The organism is Blastococcus sp. TF02A-30, assembly GCF_003319185.1.
Taxonomy (GTDB): Bacteria; Actinomycetota; Actinomycetes; order Mycobacteriales; family Geodermatophilaceae; genus Blastococcus.
In genome coordinates this window covers 134557-153794 of the sequence record NZ_QOHJ01000003.1, presented here as the reverse complement: position 1 = coordinate 153794, position 19238 = coordinate 134557, and the positions used below count along the sequence as shown (strand labels likewise).

The following is a 19238-nucleotide window of genomic DNA, read 5'->3' as shown; positions in this document are numbered from 1 at the left end:
GAACCTCCCAGTCCGCATCCCGAGGTCCTTCCCGTCGCCTAACCGGTCACCGTCGTGCGCCCGGACGGCGCTGCGCGGGAGGGACCCACCCCGGTGCCCCGTTCGCACGCACCTCCCGGGAGTCCGTCGTGACCGACCGCCGTCGCGCGCCGCTGAGCGCGCTGTCCACCCTCGCCCGCCGTCCCCGCCCGGCCACCCGCCCGGCGCTGACGGTGGCCCCGCCGGTGCCCCCGGTCGTCGCCGAACCGCGGCCGAGCGCCCGCATCGTCGACAACGCCGTGTACTCGGCCGGCCGGCGCGTGGCCACGCCCGACTCGGCGGCCGAGAGCCGCGCCGAGCTGGACCTGGGGGAGGAGCGGCTCGCCTGGCTGGGGCTCTACCGGCCCGAGGCGGCGGCGCTCGGCGAGCTGGCCGAGCTCTTCGACCTGCCCGAGCTGGCCGTCGAGGACGCCATCAAGGCCCACCAGCGGCCGAAGTTCGAGCGGTACGGCAACACGCTGTTCGTCGTGCTCAAGGCCGCGCGGTACCTGGACGCGGCCGAGGAGGTCGAGTTCGGCGAGCTGCACCTGTTCCTCGGCGCGGACTTCGCCATCACGGTGCGGCACAGCGAGTCGCCGGACCTGTCCCGGGTGCGCCGCCGGCTGGAGAGCGAGCCGGCGCTGCTGGCCAAGGGCAGCGAGGCGGTGCTCTACGCGACCCTCGACGCCGTCGTCGACGGGTACCGGCCGGTCGTCGAGGGCCTGGACAAGGACATCGACGAGATCGAGACCGAGGTCTTCCGCGGCGACCCGGGCGTCTCCCGGCGCATCTACGAGCTCTCGCAGGAGGTGCTGGAGTTCCAGCGCGCCGCGCAGCCGCTGACCGGCATCATCGCCGCCATCACGTCGGGGTTCGACAAGTACGGCGTCGACGAGGAGCTGCGCAGCTACCTGCGCGACGTCGCCGACCACGTCGTCCAGGTCACCGAGCGCGTGGAGGCGTTCCGGCTGCAGCTGCGCGACATCCTCACCGTCAACGCGACCCTGGTCGCGCAGCGGCAGAACGAGGAGATCCGCGAGCTCACCGAGGCCTCGATCGCCCAGGGCGAGGAGGTCAAGAAGATCTCCGCGTGGGCCGCGATCCTGTTCGCGCCGACCCTGGTGGGCACCGTCTACGGGATGAACTTCGACCACATGCCGGAGCTGCACTGGGCCTGGGGTTACCCGCTCGCGCTGGTGCTCATGGTGGGGGTCAGCGTCACGCTCTACGCCGTCTTCAAACGCCGCGACTGGATCTGACGGGCGGAGGGGCGACGCCGGTGGTGCCGCCCCTCCGCGGAGTCAGACCGCCATCGCGGCCTCGACCGGGAGGTCGTCCTTCCGGGCGGAGATGAGCGCCGCCCCGACGAGCAGGGCGAGGGCCAGGAACCCGGCGGCCCACACGAAGGCCACGTGGTACCCGTGGATCAGGGCGGCGCCCGGCCCGGCGGCGGGGTCCTCGGCGAGGCGGTCGGTGACGGCCGACGCGTAGAACGTGTTCAGCAGCGCCAGGCCGAGGGAGCCGCCGACCTGCTGGGCGGTGTTGAGCATCGCCGAGGCGATCCCCGCGTCGTGCGAGGAGACCCCGACCAGCGCGGTGCTCGAGGCCGGGACGAAGACCATCGCCATGCCGAAGCTGAGCGCGATCTCGGCCGGGAGCACGTCGGTGACGAAGGCGCTGGACTCCCCGATCCGGGTCAGCCACAGCATGCCCACCGTGCCGAGCGCGAGGCCGGTGACCAGGAGCGGACGGGGGCCGATCCGGGGCAGCAGCTGGGAGACGATGCCGGCGCCCAGGATGATGCCGCCGCTGAACGGCAGGAACGCGAACCCGGACTCCAGCGGCGTGTACCCCAGGGTCTCCTGGAAGTAGAACGTGAGGAACAGGAACATCGCGAACAGCCCGGCCCCGACCAGCAGGAAGGTCAGGTAGGACCCCCCCGCGGTTGCGGTCGAGGACCACGCGCAGCGGCAGCAGCGGGGAGCTGGCGCGGCGCTCGTAGAGCACGAAGCCGACCAGGAGGACGGCGGCGGCGACCAGGAAGGCCAGCGTGACCGGATCGCTCCAGCCGACCCCGGCCTCCGCGGCCTTGCTGAAGCCGTAGACCAGGCTCACCAGGCCGGCGGTCGACAGGAGGACGCCCGGGATGTCGTAGCGACGGTCGCCCGTGGCCCGGCTCTCGGTGATCAGCCCGACGGCGAACACCGCGGCGACGACCGCGATCGGCACGTTCACCCCGAGGGTCCACCGCCAGGAGGCGTACTCGGTGAGCACCCCGCCGAGGATCAGGCCGATGGCCGCGCCGCCGCCGGAGATGGCGCCGAAGACGCCGAAGGCGCGGGCGCGCTCCCGGGGCTCGGTGAACGTCACGGTGAGCAGCGAGAGGGCGGCCGGGGCGAGCAGGGCGGCGAACCCGCCCTGGAGGGCGCGGGCGGCGAACAGCAGCTCCTGGTTCGGGGCCAGGCCGCCGAGCGCGGAGGCGCCGGCGAAGCCGAGCAGCCCGACGATGAAGGTGCGCTTGCGGCCGACGAAGTCGGCGATCCGCCCGCCCAGGAGGAGCAGTCCACCGAAGGCCAGCGTGTAGGCGGTGACCACCCACTGGATGTTCGCGGTGGTGATCCCCAGGTCGGCGCCGGCGTGGGGGAGGGCGATGTTCACGATGGACACGTCGAGCACGACCATCAGCTGGGCGACGGCGATGACCGCCAGGGCCAGCCAGCGGCGAGGATCGGGGGCGGAGGGCGGGGGTTCCGGCGCGGTGCTGCCGGACCGGGTGGGCAGGCTGTCGACGGGCATGGCTACGCCGTCCTTCCTGCGCGGAGCGCAGTGGTTGGGGGATGAGGGCGTGCGGGGGCACGGCGGCCGGCGTCGGTGCGCGGTCGCTGGACGCGGTGCGGGAACCGGCGGGGTCAGTGCCGGGAGGTGCGCGAGCGGATCAGCTCACGGGACGCGCGAGTCCTGCGCCGGCCCAGCGCAGGCAGTCGCGGAGGATCTCCCGGAAGTGCTCGTAGGAGTCGTCCGGGTCCCAGGCCGCGATCGCTGTGGTGCACGCGGCCATGGCGGTGCTGAAGGTGAGGGCGGTCCTGAGGTCGTCGCCGTCCGTCGTCCGGCGCGAGAGCCACTCCTCGAGGTCCGGCTGGTAGCTGGCGCAGGGTCCCCGCGACGACTGGCAGAGCTCGGGGGACTGCGCGAACAACCGCTTCTGGAGGGGGAGCCGCTGCTCGAGCAGCCGCGCCAGCCCGAGCAGGACCTCGGTGAGCGCATCCCAGAGCGGCATGCCGTCCCGCGGGTCCTCGAGGAGCTCGCGCCACTGCTGCAGCTCCGCGGGGTCCAGGTCGTGGACGACGGCTTCCTTGTTGGGGAAGTAGGTGAAGAACGTGGTGCGGGAGACACCGGCGGCGGCGGCGATGTCCTCGACGCTGACGGCGTCGAAGCCGCGCTCGCTGATCAGGCGGAGCGCGGTGGAGCGGATGGTGCGCCAGGCGTCGAGCTTCTTGCGCTCGCGGAGCCCCATGACCGCCGACAGCGCGCAGCGCTGGCCGCTCGCTGTCTGGAAGAACCCGGTCACGTGATCACCGTAGGGCAAAACCTGAACTGAGTACAAGTTTGAACCCCGACAACTTTTCGCTACCGCCAGGTGTCGTCCGGGTGACGCCCGGGCGCGGGGTGGAACATCCCGCTGGCGCGGGCCGTTACCCTGACTGCACAACTACACAGGGGGTGAATGGTCTCGACTTCGGTCGGGTGTCCAGGGGAAGCGAGCCGAGGAAGGCAACGATGAGCTCGTTAACCACGCGTTGCAAACCACACAAGCGCCGACTCCAGTCAGCGCGAGTTCGCCCTCGCTGCCTAAGTAGCGAGGCGACTCTGTCAGCCCGGGTTCGTCACCGGCCCGGATCCTGGCATCAGCTAGGTGACTGACTCCTCGCACCGGTCGCGGGTGCGTGGGGGACATCAAACAGCGACTGGGCCCGTCACACCGACTTGTTCGTGAGTTCGGTGGGGTCGAGTAGAGGCAGAGCGGACTGCGCTCGGAGAAGCCCTGGTCATGCGTCGAAGGACGCGGGTTCGATTCCCGCCACCTCCACCCCTGCAGCACCACACACGTCGGGCCCGGTCGGATGACCGGGCCCGACGTGTGTCCGGGCACCCCGGCGCGGAGCCGGTCCACCGTGCGAGCCAGGACCCAGCGATCTCCACCAGCCGGTGCGGCCGACTCCTGCCATCCTCACTGCACGGGTTCGTCGGACGACGGAGGAGGTCCCATGACCGGGCAAGCCACGGGGCAGGTCGAGCAGGAGCGTCGCCGAGGCGCGTTCAGCTCCCGGCGCGTCTTCATCCTGGCGGCCATCGGCTCGGCCGTGGGACTGGGCAACATCTGGCGCTTCCCCTACGTCGCCTACGAGAACGGCGGCGGCGCCTTCGTGCTGCCCTACCTCGTCGCGCTGCTGACCGCGGGCATCCCGTTCCTCCTGCTCGACTACGCGATCGGCCACCGCCACCGCGGGTCGGCGCCGCTCTCCTTCGCCCGGCTGCGTCGCGGAGCCGAGGGCCTGGGCTGGTGGCAGGTCGGCATCTGCTTCGTCATCGCGATCTACTACGCGGCCGTCATCGCCTGGGCGCTGCGCTACACGTTCTTCTCGCTCGACGAGGCGTGGGGGGCCGACCCCGAGGGCTTCTTCTTCGGCGAGTTCCTCCAGGCCGGGGACGTCCGGGTCACCGCCGACGTCGTGCCCGGGGTGCTCCTGCCGCTCGCCGTCGTGTGGCTGGCCGTCCTCGTGATCATGGCCCTCGGCGTGCAGAAGGGGATCGGCGCGACCTCGCTGGTGTTCATCCCGGTGCTGGTGCTCGCCTTCGCCGCGCTCGTGGTGCAGGCGCTGCTGCTGGACGGGGCCGCCGAGGGGCTCGACGCGCTGTTCACGCCCGACTGGTCGGCGCTGGGCGAGGCGTCGGTCTGGGCCGCCGCGTTCGGGCAGATCTTCTTCTCGCTGTCGATCGGCTTCGGCATCATGATCACCTACGCCTCGTACGTCGGCCGGCGCGAGGACATGATCGGCTCCGGTCTCGTCGTCGGCTTCTCCAACTCCGGCTTCGAGCTGCTCGCCGGCATCGGGGTCTTCGCCGCGCTGGGGTTCATGGCCCAGGCCAACGGGGTCGGGGTCGGCGAGGTCGCCAGCGACGGGATCGGGCTGGCGTTCATCGCCTTCCCGACGATCATCAGCGAGGCCCCGGCCGGCGCCCTGATCGGCGTGCTGTTCTTCGGCTCGCTCGTCATCGCCGGCATCACCTCGCTGGTCAGCGTCATCGAGGTCGTGATCTCCGCGGTCCGCGACAAGCTGGACACCGGCCGCCTGGCCGCGACGTTCGCGGTCGGCATCCCCGCCGCGCTGCTGAGCCTGGTGCTGTTCAGCACGACCAGCGGCATCTACGTGCTCGACGTCGTCGACCACTTCGTCAACCAGTACGGCATCCTCGTCGTGGCGCTGGTCAGCATGCTGATCGTCGCGTGGGCGCTCCGGGCGCTGGGCGGCCTCGGCGCGCACCTGAACGTGCACGGCCGCCCCCGGGTCGGGGCCGGCTGGCGGGTCCTGGTGAGCCTGGTCGCCCCCGTGGGCCTGGCGCTCGTGCTGTTCTTCTCGCTGCGCGACGACCTCGACGAGCCCTACGAGGGCTACCCGGGCTGGCTGCTGCTGGTGTTCGGCTGGCTGCTGGTCGTGGTCCTGCCGCTGCTCGGCTTCCTCCTCGCCCGGCTGCCGTGGCGGGCCGGGACCCACCTCGACGGGCCGCCACCGGGCTCCGATCCCACGGCACCACTGCACGCGAACCCGGCGACGCGTGGCGAGGGAGGTCCCCGATGAGCACGGCAGCGATCGTGATGATGGTGGTGGCGATGCTGGTCATCTGGGGCGGCCTGGCCCTGGCCGTCGCCAGCCTGGTGCGGCACGGCGCGGTCGAGGACCGCACCGAGAACCAGCCCCGGGACCTCTGACGACGGCACCGGGAATGGCCCGCGCGGACGGGGACTTGCCGGGGTCATGACGACACTCGGGCTCATCGGCAGCGGTCACATCGGCAGCGCGCTCGCGCGGCGGGCGGTGGACGCCGGCTACGACGTGGTGCTCAGCAACAGCCGCGGACCGGAGACGCTGGCCGGCCTGGTCGCCGAGCTCGGCCCGAAGGCGCGGGCCGCGACCCCGGCCGAGGCGGCGGAGGCCGGTGACCTCGTCGTCGTCACCGTTCCGCTCAAGGCCTACCGCGACGTGCCGGTCGAGCCGCTGCGCGGCAAGGTCGTCATCGACACGAACAACTACTACCCGCAGCGCGACGGGCAGATCGCCGAGCTCGACGACGAGTCGACGACGGTCAGCGAGCTGCTCCAGGCGCACCTGCCGGAGTCGCGGGTGGTGAAGGCGTTCAACAACATCCCCGCGGCCGCGATCGTCACCATGGCTCGACCGGCCGGGGACCCGGACCGGTCGGTGCTGGCGATCGCGGGGGACGACGACGAGGCCAAGCGCACGGCGACCGGTTTCCTCGACGAGGTGGGCTTCGACGCCCACGACGTCGGCCCGCTGGCCGAGGGGTGGCGCTACCAGCGCGACACCGAGGCCTACGGCGTCTTCGCGGTCCCCGGCCGCCCGGTCACGGAGGAGCAGCTGCGGACGGCGCTGGCCGCCGCCGTCCGCTACCGCGACATGTGAGCCGGCGGCGCCGACGCGACCTCGCGCAGCTCGTCCAGCCACCCCGTGACGAGCACCCACGTGGCGCCGGCGTCGGCGTACATCGCCGGGTCGGTGCCGGGCGGTGCGGCCACGACGACGTCGGCGGGTGCGTCAGGGCGGGCGGCCACCTCGGCCACCGCCGCGGCGGGCAACACGTCCATGCCGCCCTCGGCCGTCATCGCGCCCAGCAGCACGCCGTCGCACCGGGCCGCCCGGCCCAGGGTGCGCTCGTTGCGGGTCATCGCCGACGCCCACACCGGGATCCGTGGCTGCTGCAGCGGCGGAGGCAGGAACTGCACGCCCTCGACCGTGTAGTGCTCGCCGGTGTGGCTGAACGGCTCCCCCGACCACAGGCCCCGCACCACCTCCAGCCCCTCGTCGAGCATCCCGGCGAGGGTGCGCCGGTCGGCGCTGCGGCCGAGCGCCGTGTACTCCGATGGCGGCTCGCCCAGCCCGACCCCGAGCACCATCCGGCCACCGGACAGCCGGTCGACGGTGACGGCCTGGCGGGCGACCTCGTGCGGCTGGTGTCGGGGGAGCGCGGTGACCGTCGTCCCCAACCGGACCCGCGTGGTCCGCACCGCGAGCGCCCCGAGCACCACCCACGCGTCGGCGATCGGCACCGGGAAGTCGGGGGTGCCGACGACGTGGTGCCAGAGGAACACGCCGTCCCACCCGTTGGCCTCCGCCGCGACCCCCAGGTCGACCAGCGCGGCCGGCTCGTCCATGACCGGGATGCTGAGTCCCACGCGCATGGGCCGACCGTAACCAGCGGCTACGACAGTTCCGGTCCCAGCGGCCCGGTCAGGGGGCGGTGCTGCGCAGCGAGGAACGGGGGCGCGCGGCGCCCCGCTCGGGGTCCCACCGGTCGCTCAGCCGGGTCACCAGGAGCAGGAAGACCACCGCGCCGGCGGCCACGACGAGGATCGCGGGGCCCATCGTGCCCTCGTTGTCCTCCGGGAGGCACAGGAGCGGGAACGGGAGCGCGCCGAGCACCCCGACGACCAGGAACCCGGCGACGATGCGGGCGAAGCGGCCCGTGCGCTCGGTGATCTGGCCGCTGCCGAGCCGGTACAGCACCCACAGCGCCACGCCGATCACCACGAGCAGCCCGAGGTAGCAGGTGCCGAAGAAGTAGCCACCCCCCTCGGCCTCGCCCTCGCTGTTCCGGAAGCCGAAGATCTTGAACGGGACGACGAGCAGGTTGCCGTAGAACGCCTGGTCGGGGTCGCGCTCGTCGGCCTCCTCCCACTCCTCCGGCCCCATGTAGGGGAGCAGCACCCCCACCACGAGGAGCGCGGCGCTCAGCCAGGCGACGCCCTGCACCACGGCCCGCTCGAGCCGGTCGATGCGGGCCTCCAGGCGCTGGAGACGCCACTCGGCGGGGTCGGTCATGGTGCAGGTCCCTTCGTCGGCGGGGTGATCGATCCGTCCCACCGATCTGACCAGGGGTTTCGCGCCCGCGCATCCCCAGAGCGACCGGTCGCCGGTCAGACGACCGAGAAGTCGACCTCCGCGGTCGGGACCACGGTGCCGGTCCGCCCCGGCGCGGAGGCGAACCGCCAGTAGGAGTTCGTGTACGCGATCGCATCCTCCGGCCCGATCGGCACGCCCCACTCGCGCAGCTCCTCGGTGGTGTGCGCGTCGGCGACGAGCGTCGCGTCGTAGCCCCGGACCAGCGCGCCGTGCAGCGTCGACCGGATGCAGGCGTCGGTCTGCGCGCCGGTGACCACCAGCCGGCCCACGCCGCGCTCGGCCAGCCGCTCCTCGAGGTCGGTGGCCTCGAACGAGTCGCCGTAGGTCTTGTGCACCAACGGCTCGGACTCGTCCCGCTGGAGCTCGGGCACGTACTCCCACTCCGGGGACCCCTGCGTCAGCTCCTCGTCGGAGTGCTGCACCCACAGCACCGGGACCTGCTCGGCCCGGGCCTTCGCCACCAGGCTGCGGATGTTGGCGACGACGCGGTCGCGCTCGAACGCGTTGCCGACGACGCCGTTCTGGACGTCGATCACCAGCAGTGCGGTGCGCGGGCGGTTCTCCAGTGCGGTCACGGCTGCCTCCACTTCCGTCGGGTGGTCGCCGTCACAGTAGGGCGCGGTACCGACATCCCGGCCCGCAGAATGACGTCGTGATCACGATCGGGGGACGGTCCGGAACCGGGCGCTGCCGGGCCTCGTTGCGCCGACCGTGACCGACGACCAGCCGCCCGCGCGGCCGCGCACGGTCGTCCGCGACGGGGTGTGGGCCGAGTGGGCCCCCAGCGGCCGGGTCGCCGTCCCGTTCATCGTGCTGCTGGTCGTGCTGGCCAACCTCGTCGGCGTGGGCACCGTCGTGCTGCTGCTCATCGGCGTGGACGACGGCAACGGCGGGGGTGGCCGGGCGGAGGTCCTGTGGACCGCCGCGGCCTACCTCGCGGTCGCCCTGCCCCTCGCCGTCGTCGGCGGGCTGCGCCGCCAGCGGGCGACCAACCGGTGGCTGATGACCGGGCGGGAGCCGACCCGCGCCGAGGCCGCGCACGCGCTGCGGCTGCCGGTGGACGTGGCGCTGATCGCCGCCTGCGTCTGGTTCGTCGGCGCCGTGCTGGTCGGGGCGGTCGGCGCGGCGGCGTTCCCCGAACCGCTGGTCGGGCTGCGCATCGCCGTCGCCACCACGCTCGGCGGGGTGGTCACCGCCGGCGTCACGTACCTGCTCACCGCCCGGGCGGCGCGCGCCGTGACCGCCCGGGCGCTCACGGCGCACCCGCCCGACGGCGCGCTGGCCCTGGGTGTGAGACCCCGCCTGCTGCTCACCTGGGGGCTGACCAGCGGCGTCCCGCTGGGCGGCGTGGTGCTGCTCTTCCTCGACCCGAGCAACCCCGACGGGCCGGGCCGCGCGGCCGTCGTCTTCCTGGTGGTCGTCGCGCTGCTGGTCGGCGGGCTGGCCACGCTGCTCACCGCGCGCGCGGTCGGCCAGCCGCTGCGCGACCTGCGCCGCGCGGTGCAGCAGGTGGGCGAGGGTGACTACGACGTCGACGTCCTGGTCGACGACGCCGGCGAGATCGGGCTGCTCCAGGAGGGCGTCAACACGATGGCCGCCGGGCTGGCCGAGCGGGAGCGGCTGCGCGACCTGTTCGGCCGGCACGTGGGGACCACGGTGGCCCAGGAGGCGCTGCGCACCGGCGTCAGCCTGGGCGGCGAGGAGCGCACCGTCGCCGCGCTGTTCGTCGACATCGCCGGCTCCACCTCCCTGGTCCGGCGCACCGGCCCGGAGGAGATGGTCGGCCTGCTCAACCGGTTCTTCGCGGTGGTGGTCGACACGGTGGAGGCGGAGGGCGGCCTGGTCAACAAGTTCGAGGGCGACGCCGCGCTGTGCGTCTTCGGCGCCCCGACCGACCACCCCGCCCCGGCCGCTGCCGCGCTGCGGGCCGCCCGGTCGATCTGCGACGCCGTCGCCGAGGCCGGCGAGGTCGACGTCGGCGTGGGTGTGGCGTGCGGCCGGGTGTGGGCGGGCCAGGTCGGCGCGGCCAGCCGGCTGGAGTACACCGTGATCGGTGATCCGGTGAACGAGGCCGCGCGGCTCACCGAGCTGGCCAAGGACCACCCCGGCCGGGCGGTCGCCAGCGAGCCGACGCTGCGCACCGCGGGGACCGCGGAGCTCGCGCACTGGGTGCGCGGCGCCGCCGTGGAGCTGCGCGGCCGCGGCGAGCCGACGACGACCTGGGTACGCCGGGACCGCTGAGCCCGGTGGCCGGCCCTAGATCTGCGAGGGCTGCGTCGGCGGGCGGTTCGGCTTGACCGGGTCGTGCGCCTTGACGACCACGAGCACGTCCTCCGGCTGCAGGGTGCCGATCAGCGGGTCGTCGAAGCGCAGCGTCCGCCCGCCCCGCGTCACCGACAGCACGATGTCGCGCAGCTGGCGGGGACCGAGGCCGACCTCGCCGGAGGTGACGGTGCGCTGGTGCAGGTCCAGCCCCTGCCCGCCGGTGACCAGGTCCTCGACGACGGCGACCACCCGCGGCGCGTCCGTGGACAGGCCGAGCAGCCGCCCGGACGTGGCAGAGGTGGTGATGACCGTGTCGGCGCCGGACTGGCGCAGCAGGTTGGCGTTCTCCTCCTCGCGCACCGACGTGGTGATCGGCACGCTCGGGTTGAGCTGGCGCACGGTCAGCGTGATGAGCACGGCGGCGTCGTCGCGGTTGGCCGCCACGATGACCGCCCGCGCCCGCTCGACCGACGCCCGGCGGAGCACCTCGGTGCGTCCGGCGTCGCCGACGATCCCGGTCAGCCCGAGCGAGTTGGCCTCGTCGATCGCCCGGGGCTCGGGGTCGACGACGACGATCTTCTCGGGGGTGGTGCCGTTGGCGATCAGGGAGCGGATGGCGCTGCGCCCCTTGGTGCCGTAGCCGCACACGATGACGTGCTGGCGCACGCGGGACCTCCAGCGACGGATGCGGAACTCCTCGCGGGAGCGCGTGGTGAGCGCCTCGAGGGTCGTTCCGATGAGGACGATCAGGAACAGCACGCGCAGCGGCGTGATGACGGCGAGGTTGACCAGCCGGGCCTGGTCGGTGACCGGCGTGATGTCGCCGTAGCCGGTCGTGGACAGCGTGACGGTCGCGTAGTACGCGGCATCGAGCAGGTCGACGTTGTCGTCGACGTCCCGGTAGCCCTCGCGGTCGAGGTAGACCAGGACGACGGTGAGCACGAAGACGAACAGCGCGAAGAGGAGCCGCTGACCCACCTGCCGGAACGGCGAGGGCTCGACGTGGGCGATCCGGACGCCGGTGTGCTCGGTGCCGGCTCCCTCTGGCTGCGTCACTCGGGGCACGATAGCGACGCCGGTGGCGCACCGCGCGGCGCCGCACCCGTTCGGGGTGGACGCCGCGCGGGGCGGTCAGCCGGCGGCGACCTTCTCCCGCTCCTTGGCGGCCAGCTCCCGCTTGAGCACCTTGCCGGCGGCCGACACCGGGATGGCGTCGATGAAGACGACGTCGCGCAGCCGCTTGTAGGGCGTCACCTTGTCGTTCACCGCGGCCAGCACCGACTCGACGGTGAGCGCGGCGCCGTCGTCGTCGCCCTTGCGGACGACGTAGGCGACCGGCAGCTCCCCGGCGTCCTCGTCGGGCCGCCCGACGACGGCGGCACCGGCCACCCCGGGCACCGAGAACAGGATCTCCTCGAGCTCGCGCGGGAACACGTTGTAGCCCTTGTAGAGCAGCATGTCCTTGGTGCGGTCGACGATCGACAGGTAGCCGTCCTCGTCGAGGATGCCGACGTCGCCGGTGTGGAACCAGCCCTCGGCGTCGATGGCCTCGGCGGTGGCCTCGGGCCGGTGCGCGTAGCCGCGCATGACCTGCGGCCCGCGGATGCACACCTCGCCGCGCTCCCCGGTGGGCAGCGGGTCGCCGCCGCCGAGGGGCCGGATCGAGATCTCCGTGTCGAAGACCGGCACGCCCACGGTGCCGGGCTTGCGGGTGCCCGACCGGAACGACGGGTTGCCCGTCGCCTGCATCGTCACCTCGGTCAGGCCGTAGCCCTCGCCGATGAGCGCGTTGGGGAGCAGCCCCTGCATCTTCTCGATGAGCGTCACCGGCAGCGGGGCGGCGCCGCTGGACACGCCCCGGACCCCCGACCAGTCGTGGTCGGCGAACCCGGGCACCTGCAGCAGGGCGACGAAGACCGGCGGTGCACCGCCGATGGCGGTCACCTGGTGGCGCGCCATGTCCTCGACGTACTTGACCGGGTCGAAGCGCATGTGGATGACCGTGGTGGTGCCGGCCATGACCATGCCGCTGAGGTAGCCGATCACGCCCATCGCGTGGAACCACGGCGTCAGGTTGATGATCCGCGCCTCGCCGAGCCGGGTGCTGATCTCCTCCTCGCCCAGCACCTGGCGCAGCGTCACGTCGCCGGCCTCGTCGAGCTCGGGCAGCGAGACGCTGGTCCAGCAGGCCGACTGCAGCACGTTGGTGACGACGTTGCGGTGCAGCAGCTCCACGCCCTTGCTCACCCCGGTGGTGCCGCCGGTGTAGGCCAGGTGCGCGAGGTCGGAGTCGACGTCGAGGTCGGCGTCCAGGTGCCGGTCGGTGGTGTCGCCGGCGAGCAGGTCGGCGAGGTCGACGTCGCCGTCCTCCAGCTCGAGGCGGGCGCCGAAGTCGAGCGTGTGCGCCTCGCCGGTGACGATCACGGTGCGCACCGGTGTCTGCTCCAGGGCTCCGCGCACGAAGGGGAGCACCTCGTCCCAGGTGATCAGGGCGGTCGCCCCGGCGTCGGTGAGCTGGGCGGCGAGGTCGGCGGCGGGCAGCAGCGGGTTGGTGGGGGAGAAGGTCGCCCCGGCCAGCATGATCCCGTAGTAGAGCGGTGGGTACTGCCGGCAGTTGGGGATGTGCACGGCGACGACGTCGCCCCGCCCGATGCCCTGGTCGGCCAGCCACCCGGCGACGGCGTGGGCGCGCTCGCCGAGCTCGGTGTAGGTCAGCTCGACGTCGTGGTCGATGAACGCCGTCCGATCGCCCCAGCGGCGCACCGCCGCCCGCAGGATCGACCCGACCGGCACGCGCGGGTAGTCCAGCGACCGCGGCAGGCCGGGCGGCCAGCTGGCGGTCGTGGGTGCCGGTGCGGGCTGGGTGGCGGTCATGCGCGTCCTCTCGACGGGGTCCGGGCACACAGCGTGGCCCACGTCACACGCGCTGTCGAGGGTCTGTGAAGATGGCGGCATGAGCGACCAGCGGACCGCCCTCGTCCTCGGTGGTGGCGGGATCACGGGCATCGCCTGGGAGATCGGGCTGCTCGCCGGCCTGGCCGACGCCGGCGTCGACCTCTCCGGCGCCGACCTCGTCGTCGGCACCTCCGCCGGTTCGGTGGTCGGGGCCCAGCTGACCAGCGGCGCGGACCTCGGCCAGCTGTACGGGCGGCAGCTCGAGCCGCCGGCGCAGGAGAAGGTCGCCCGGATGGGCCGCGCAACGCTGGCCCGCTACGCGTGGGCGCTGCTGGCCAGCCGCGGGCGGGACGTCGAGTTCCGCCGGCGGATCGGCTCGCTGGCCCTGGCGGCGGAGAAGGCCGGGCTCACGCCGACGGAGCAGGAGCGCCTCGACGTGATCGGGTCGCGCCTGGTCAGCCGGGAGTGGCCCGAGCGCCCGCTGACGGTCACCGCCGTGCACGCGGGCACCGGGGAGTTCCGCACCTTCGACCGCGACTCCGGCGTGCCGCTGCTGCAGGCGGTGGCGGCCAGCTGCGCCGTCCCGGGCGTCTACCCGCCGGTGACCATCGACGGCGAGCGGTACGTCGACGGTGGCATGCGCTCGGCCGCCAACGCCGACCTCGCGCAGGGGTACGACCGGCTGGTGGTGCTGGCCCCGATCGTGCGCGGGGTGGGTCCGCTGGCCAGCGTCGACGCGCAGGTCTCCGGCCTGGTGGCGCGGGTCGCCGTCGTCAGCCCCGACGACGCCAGCCGCACCGCGATCGGCCGCAACGTGCTGGATCCCGCCGCGCGGGCGCCGTCGGCCCGGGCCGGCCGGGCGCAGGCGGCCGCGGTGGCGCAGCGGGTCGCGGAGGCCTGGACCGGCTGACCCGGCGTCAGGAGGACGGGCGGCTGCGCTGCGGGTCCAGGTGCTCGAGCAGCGTCTCGCCGAAGTCGCGCATGTTCTCCACCTGGGCGGGCGTGAGCTGGTCGAACAGGTGGGTGCGGACGCCCTCCACGTGCACGGGCGCGGCCGCCTCGAGGGCGGCGAAGCCCTCGTCGGTCAGGACGGCGAGCTGCCCGCGGCCGTCCTCCGGGCAGACCTGGCGGCGGATCCAGCCGCGCTCCTCGAGCCGGGAGACCGCGTGCGACAACCGGCTGCGGGACGACAGGCACCGGTCGGCCAGCTCGCTCATGCGCATCATGCGCCCGGGGGTCTCGGAGAGCGCCACGAGGATCTCGTAGTAGGCGTGCGAGATGCCGGTGGCGTGCGTGAGTTCGCGGTCGAGGCGGTCCTGGAGCAGCTGCGCGCTGTAGAGCCAGGCGCGCCAGGCCTTCTGCTCCTGCACGTCGAGCCAGCGGGGCTCGGGCGCGGGGGAGGAGCCGGGCTCCTCCCGGGTCAGCTGCGTGTCCATGCCCCGAGCGTACTAGCGGAATAGTCAAGCCTTCAACTATGCTACGGTCGAGCAGAAGGTCCAACGCTCAACCAACTTGGAGATCGAACATGACCAGCAGCACCAGCGTCCAGATTCCGGGCTACGTCGTCGGCACCTGGGACATCGACGCCGCCCACTCGACCGTCGGCTTCTCCGTGCGCCACATGATGGTCAGCAAGGTCCGCGGCTACTTCCGCGACTTCGACGGCGTCATCGTCACCGCCGAGGACCCCGCCGCCTCCACCGTCGAGGCGCGCATCAACATGGACTCGATCGACACCCGTCAGGAGCAGCGTGACGCGCACATCCGCTCCGCCGACTTCTTCGACGTGGGCAACCACACCGAGATGACCTTCCGGTCCACCGCCGTCAGCACCGACGGCGCCGACTGGACCGTCGCCGGCGACCTGACCATCAAGGGCATCACCAAGCCGGTCACCCTGGAGCTCGAGCTCAACGGCTTCGGCCCCGACGCCTACGGCGGCACGCGCGCCGGCTTCAGCGCCAAGACCGAGATCTCCCGCAAGGAGTACGGCGTCGACATCGACATGCCGATGGACGGCGGCGGCGTCGTCGTCGGCGACAAGGTCTCCGTGGAGCTCGAGATCGAGGCCGTGCTCCGCACCGCCTGAGGGAGGACCGCCCTTCCCCCCACGGCTCGCGAGCTCGCTGCGGGACGCTGAAGGGCGGCCGTTCCAGCACGTTCCGAGGGCCCCGGACGGTTCGCCGTCCGGGGCCCTCGTGCGTGATCTGCGCCACGTCGGGGAACCGCTCCGGCGCCGGCGACGACCAACGGGACATGCGGTGGCAGACGGCCGGCCCGTGGCTGGCGACGGGGGCTCGGCTGCTGGTGGGCGGGGTCTTCCTCGTCGCCGGTCTGCTCAAGTTCCCCGACCCCGCGGCGGTCGAGCGGGCGGTCCGGGCCTACCGGCTGCTGCCCGAGGCGCTGGTCCCGCCGGTCGCCTTCGGCCTGCCGGTCGTGGAGGTCGCGGTCGGGCTGGCGCTGCTCGCCGGCGTGTTCGTCCGCACCGCCGCGCTCGCCTCCGCCGTCCTGCTGGTGCTGTTCCTGGTCGGCGTCGGCTCCGCCTGGGCGCGCGGCCTCCGGATCGACTGCGGCTGCTTCGGCGACGGCGGCGAGGTCGGCGCGGGGAAGACGGCCTACCCGGCCGAGATCGCCCGCGACGTCGGGCTGCTGCTCGTCGCGCTCGCCCTCGCGCGGTGGCCGGCCTCGCGGCTCGCCCTCGGCGTCCCCGTCCGCTCCGACGACCACGAGGAGTACGTCGATGCCCGCTGACACCCGCAGGACGAAGCGCGACCGGCTGGCCGCTCGCCGCGCGGCGGAAGCCGCCGCCCGTGCCCGCGCCGAGCGCCGGCGGCGGACCGTCCTCGGTGGCGCGGTGGCGGCTGTGCTGGTGGTGGTCGCCGTCGTCGTCGCGATCGTCGTGCAGTCGCAGCGCACCGCCACCCCCGACGACGCCGCCACCCCGGCGGGCACCGTCGACGGCGGCACCGCCGTCGAGGTCGGCGCGGCGGACGCCCCGGTGACCCTGGACGTCTACGAGGACTTCCAGTGCCCGGTGTGCGCCTCGTTCGAGGCGGAGGCGGGCGGCACGATCCAGCAGCTCGTCGACGACGGCGAGGTCGTCGTCCGGTACCGCCCCATGGCCTTCCTGGACCGGGCGTCGAGCACCGGGTACTCCACGCGCGCGCTCAACGCGGCGGCCGTGGTGCTCGACCGGGCCGGTCCCGAGGCGTTCACCCGCTTCCACGAGCTGCTCTTCGCCGAGCAGCCGGCCGAGGGGACCGCCGGCCTGGACGACGACCGGCTGGTCGAGCTGGCGGCGCGGGCCGGTGCCACCGGGGACGACGTGGCGGAGGGCATCCGCGACCGCGAGTTCGAGGACTGGACCGCGACCGTGACCGACGCGGCCAGCCGGGCCGGCATCACCGGTACCCCGACGGTGCTGGTCGACGGTGTCGCGCTGGACCCCGGGCAGCTGACCGCCGAGGGGCTGGCGGCGGCCGTCGCGGCGGCCGGGTAGGAGACTGGGGCCATGTCGAGCTCCACGCTGACCCGCGCCCGCACCCGGTTCCCCTCGGCCGCGCTCGTCGCCGTCGGCCTCGCCGCCGGGTTCGGCGTCGCGCAGGGCACCGGCATCCGGGCGCTGGGCGGCGTGCTCTTCGCCGGAGCAGGGGTCGCCGCGGGCGTGCTGTGGCTGCGCCGCCGGGGGTGGGCGACGGCCGTGGCGCTGGCCGCCCTGTACGTCGCGGCCTTCGTCCTGGCCCACGTGCTGGCCATCGGCGTCGGTCTGCCGGCCTGGCTGGCGGTGAGTCTGGTCACTCTGGCGGCCGCTGGGGTGACGTTCGGGGTGGCCGACCGGCCTGCGGAGACCGTCGACGCGCCGTGAGCGCGTAGATTGGGAAGGTCGCCGGGCCGGCGGCCGTTGAACGAGATGCCGCGAGCCGACGCCGCGGATCCCCGAACACCCTGAGGTGCCCTTCCGCATGCCCACTCGCGACGACCTGCGCAACGTGGCGATCATCGCTCACGTCGACCACGGCAAGACGACCCTGGTCGACGCCCTCCTCCGCCAGGCCGGCGCCCTCGGCCGCGCCAAGGGTGAGGGCACCGACGCCGACACCACGCAGGACCGCGTCATGGACTCGATGGACCTCGAGCGTGAGCGCGGCATCACCATCCTGGCCAAGAACACCGCCATCCGCCTGGCCGACGAGAGCGGCAACCCCGTCGTCGTCAACATCGTCGACACCCCCGGCCACGCCGACTTCGGTGGCGAGGTCGAGCGCGGCCTGTCGATGGTCGACGGCGTCGTCCTGCTCGTGGACGCCTCCGAGGGTCCGCTCCCGCAGACGCGCTTCGTGCTCCGCAAGGCGCTCGGCAAGGGGATGCCGGTCATCCTCGCCGTCAACAAGACCGACCGCGGTGACGCGCGCATCGCCGAGGTCGTCGACGAGTGCTACGAGCTGTTCATGGAGCTCATGGAGGACGCCGGCATGGACGCCGACGCCCTCGAGTTCCCGATCGTCTACTGCAACGGGCGCACCGGGCAGGCCTCGCTCAACCGCCCGGAGAACGGCACCGTCCCCGACAGCCCGGACCTCGGCCCGCTGGTGAAGACGCTGCTGGAGACCATCCCCGCGCCGAGCTACGACGCCGAGGAGCCGCTGCGCGCGCAGGTCACCAACCTCGACGCGTCGCCGTTCCTGGGCCGCCTCGCCCTGCTCCGCATCCACTCCGGTGAGATGAAGCGCGGCCAGCAGGTCGCCTGGTGCAAGGTCGACGGCACCATCAAGAACGTCAAGATCACCGAGCTGCTGGTCACCGAGGGCCTCACCCGCACCCCGGCCGACAGCGCCGGCCCCGGCGACCTGGTCGCCATCGCCGGCATCGAGGACATCATGATCGGCGACACCCTCGCCGACCCGGCCGACCCGCGGCCGCTGCCGCCGCTCACCGTCGACGAGCCCTCGATCTCGATCACCATCGGGATCAACACCTCGCCGATCTCCGGCAAGTCGGGCAAGAAGCTCACCGCCCGCCTGATCAAGAACCGCCTCGACCAGGAGCTGGTCGGCAACGTGTCGGTGCGCATGCTGCCCACCGACCGCCCCGACACCTGGGAGATGCAGGGCCGCGGCGAGCTGGCGCTGGCCATCCTGGTGGAGCAGCTGCGCCGCGAGGAGTTCGAGCTCACCGTGGGCCGGCCGACCGTCGTCACCAAGACCATCGACGGCAAGCTGCACGAGCCGGTCGAGCGGGTCACCATCGACACCCCCGGCGAGTACGTCGGCACGCTGACCCAGGCGCTGGCCGTCCGCCGCGGTCGGCTGGAGAACCTGGTGCACCACGACACCGGCTGGGCGCGGATGGAGTACATCGTCCCGTCCCGCGGCCTGATCGGGTTCCGCACGGAGTTCCTCACCGAGACCCGCGGCACCGGCGTGCTGAACCACAACCTCGAGGGCTACGAGCCGTGGCTGGGCGACATGCGTGCCCGGCCGACCGGCTCCCTGGTCGCCGACCGCCAGGGCGTGGCGACGACCTACTCGATGTTCTCGCTGCAGGAGCGCGGCCAGCTCATGGTCGAGCCGGGCACCGAGGTCTACGAGGGCATGATCGTCGGTGAGAACTCCCGTCCGGACGACATGGACGTGAACATCACCAAGGAGAAGAAGCTCACCAACATGCGCAAGTCCACCTCCGAGGAGCTGGAGCGGCTCATCCCGCCGCGGATCCTCAACCTGGAGCAGGCGCTGGAGTTCTGCGCCGAGGACGAGTGCGTCGAGGTCACCCCGGCCAGCGTCCGCATCCGCAAGGTGGTCCTGGACCAGACCGAGCGCGGCAAGGCCAAGAACCGCAAGCCCAAGTAGAAGGACCCGGCTG

General features: G+C 73.1%; 19 protein-coding genes, 1 other RNA gene and 1 pseudogene. 12 read left to right on the top strand and 9 right to left on the bottom strand.

Annotated features, from left to right (window positions below):
- Window positions 1–128: 128 nt before the first annotated feature.
- On the top strand, window positions 129–1277 hold the full coding sequence (locus DQ241_RS07835) for a magnesium and cobalt transport protein CorA (protein WP_113829629.1): 1149 nt from the start codon (window positions 129–131) through the stop codon (window positions 1275–1277).
- A 42-nt stretch (window positions 1278–1319) separates the two neighbouring features.
- Here DQ241_RS07835 and DQ241_RS21280 read toward each other — a convergent pair whose 3' ends face one another.
- The 3 genes and pseudogenes from DQ241_RS21280 to DQ241_RS07825 all read right to left on the bottom strand — a co-directional run bounded on the left by DQ241_RS21280 (window position 1320) and on the right by DQ241_RS07825 (window position 3586).
- The gene (locus DQ241_RS21280) at window positions 1320–1919 is read right to left on the bottom strand and encodes an MFS transporter (RefSeq protein WP_370444374.1); all 600 of its coding nucleotides are present in this window, start codon (window positions 1917–1919) and stop codon (window positions 1320–1322) included.
- Window positions 1920–2118: 199 nt separating this feature from the next.
- Window positions 2119–2700: pseudogene (locus DQ241_RS21275) on the bottom strand (MFS transporter); the annotation flags it as partial.
- Between the two features lie 253 nt (window positions 2701–2953).
- A complete protein-coding gene (locus tag DQ241_RS07825; protein WP_233492301.1) occupies window positions 2954–3586 on the bottom strand; it encodes a TetR family transcriptional regulator in 633 nt (210 codons plus the stop codon).
- A gap of 148 nt (window positions 3587–3734) precedes the next feature.
- Here DQ241_RS07825 and ssrA point away from each other — a divergent pair.
- The 4 genes from ssrA to DQ241_RS07805 all read left to right on the top strand — a co-directional run bounded on the left by ssrA (window position 3735) and on the right by DQ241_RS07805 (window position 6719).
- Window positions 3735–4108, top strand: a transfer-messenger RNA (tmRNA) gene (gene ssrA / locus DQ241_RS07820).
- A gap of 175 nt (window positions 4109–4283) precedes the next feature.
- The gene (locus DQ241_RS07815) at window positions 4284–5876 is read left to right on the top strand and encodes a sodium-dependent transporter (RefSeq protein ID WP_113829628.1); all 1593 of its coding nucleotides are present in this window, start codon (window positions 4284–4286) and stop codon (window positions 5874–5876) included.
- Window positions 5873–6007, top strand: coding sequence for a methionine/alanine import family NSS transporter small subunit (locus DQ241_RS07810; protein WP_113829627.1), 135 nt, complete (start codon window positions 5873–5875; stop codon window positions 6005–6007). The genes DQ241_RS07815 and DQ241_RS07810 overlap by 4 nt, the downstream gene beginning before the upstream one ends.
- Before the next feature lie 46 nt (window positions 6008–6053).
- Entirely contained in the window at window positions 6054–6719 is a 666-nt protein-coding gene (locus DQ241_RS07805; protein WP_113829626.1) for an NADPH-dependent F420 reductase, read from the top strand.
- On the opposite strand, the gene DQ241_RS07800 is transcribed toward DQ241_RS07805, so the two are convergent.
- From DQ241_RS07800 to DQ241_RS07790, 3 genes are all read right to left on the bottom strand, one after another.
- A complete protein-coding gene (locus tag DQ241_RS07800) occupies window positions 6704–7495 on the bottom strand; it encodes an LLM class flavin-dependent oxidoreductase (RefSeq protein WP_113829625.1) in 792 nt (263 codons plus the stop codon). The genes DQ241_RS07805 and DQ241_RS07800 overlap by 16 nt on opposite strands.
- Window positions 7496–7544: 49 nt before the next feature.
- Entirely contained in the window at window positions 7545–8135 is a 591-nt protein-coding gene (locus DQ241_RS07795; protein WP_113829624.1) for a hypothetical protein, read from the bottom strand.
- A gap of 95 nt (window positions 8136–8230) precedes the next feature.
- The gene (locus tag DQ241_RS07790) at window positions 8231–8791 is read right to left on the bottom strand and encodes an isochorismatase family protein (protein ID WP_113829623.1); all 561 of its coding nucleotides are present in this window, start codon (window positions 8789–8791) and stop codon (window positions 8231–8233) included.
- Between the two features lie 136 nt (window positions 8792–8927).
- Between DQ241_RS07790 and DQ241_RS07785 the strand changes: the two genes are divergently transcribed.
- Window positions 8928–10457 (top strand): adenylate/guanylate cyclase domain-containing protein, encoded by a 1530-nt coding sequence (locus DQ241_RS07785; RefSeq protein ID WP_199584189.1) that lies wholly within the window; start codon window positions 8928–8930, stop codon window positions 10455–10457.
- Between the two features lie 15 nt (window positions 10458–10472).
- Here the strand turns inward: DQ241_RS07785 and DQ241_RS07780 are convergent, their stop codons facing one another.
- Together DQ241_RS07780 and DQ241_RS07775 are read right to left on the bottom strand one after the other, a co-directional pair.
- Window positions 10473–11537 (bottom strand): TrkA family potassium uptake protein, encoded by a 1065-nt coding sequence (locus DQ241_RS07780; RefSeq protein WP_113829622.1) that lies wholly within the window; start codon window positions 11535–11537, stop codon window positions 10473–10475.
- A gap of 75 nt (window positions 11538–11612) precedes the next feature.
- Window positions 11613–13355, bottom strand: coding sequence for a class I adenylate-forming enzyme family protein (locus tag DQ241_RS07775; protein ID WP_113829621.1), 1743 nt, complete (start codon window positions 13353–13355; stop codon window positions 11613–11615).
- 79 nt (window positions 13356–13434) lie between these two features.
- Between DQ241_RS07775 and DQ241_RS07770 the strand changes: the two genes are divergently transcribed.
- Window positions 13435–14286, top strand: a complete 852-nt coding sequence (locus DQ241_RS07770; protein WP_113829620.1) for a patatin-like phospholipase family protein — start codon at window positions 13435–13437, stop codon at window positions 14284–14286.
- Between the two features lie 7 nt (window positions 14287–14293).
- Here DQ241_RS07770 and DQ241_RS07765 read toward each other — a convergent pair whose 3' ends face one another.
- Window positions 14294–14812, bottom strand: a complete 519-nt coding sequence (locus DQ241_RS07765; protein ID WP_113829619.1) for a MarR family winged helix-turn-helix transcriptional regulator — start codon at window positions 14810–14812, stop codon at window positions 14294–14296.
- Window positions 14813–14901: 89 nt separating this feature from the next.
- Here DQ241_RS07765 and DQ241_RS07760 point away from each other — a divergent pair, with 89 nt between their 5' ends.
- The 5 genes from DQ241_RS07760 to typA all read left to right on the top strand — a co-directional run bounded on the left by DQ241_RS07760 (window position 14902) and on the right by typA (window position 19225).
- Window positions 14902–15465 carry a YceI family protein gene (locus DQ241_RS07760; RefSeq protein WP_113829618.1) on the top strand — a complete coding sequence of 188 codons (564 nt, stop codon included), beginning with the start codon at window positions 14902–14904 and terminating at the stop codon, window positions 15463–15465.
- 167 nt (window positions 15466–15632) lie between these two features.
- Window positions 15633–16127 carry a MauE/DoxX family redox-associated membrane protein gene (locus DQ241_RS07755; protein ID WP_113829939.1) on the top strand — a complete coding sequence of 165 codons (495 nt, stop codon included), beginning with the start codon at window positions 15633–15635 and terminating at the stop codon, window positions 16125–16127.
- Window positions 16117–16875, top strand: coding sequence for a thioredoxin domain-containing protein (locus DQ241_RS07750; RefSeq protein WP_113829617.1), 759 nt, complete (start codon window positions 16117–16119; stop codon window positions 16873–16875). The genes DQ241_RS07755 and DQ241_RS07750 overlap by 11 nt, the downstream gene beginning before the upstream one ends.
- A 12-nt stretch (window positions 16876–16887) precedes the next feature.
- Complete coding sequence (locus DQ241_RS07745) at window positions 16888–17241, top strand: hypothetical protein (protein WP_113829616.1); 354 nt, start codon at window positions 16888–16890, stop codon at window positions 17239–17241.
- A 97-nt stretch (window positions 17242–17338) separates the two neighbouring features.
- Entirely contained in the window at window positions 17339–19225 is a 1887-nt protein-coding gene (typA, locus tag DQ241_RS07740; protein ID WP_113829615.1) for a translational GTPase TypA, read from the top strand.
- The last annotated feature ends 13 nt before the right edge of the window (window positions 19226–19238 follow it).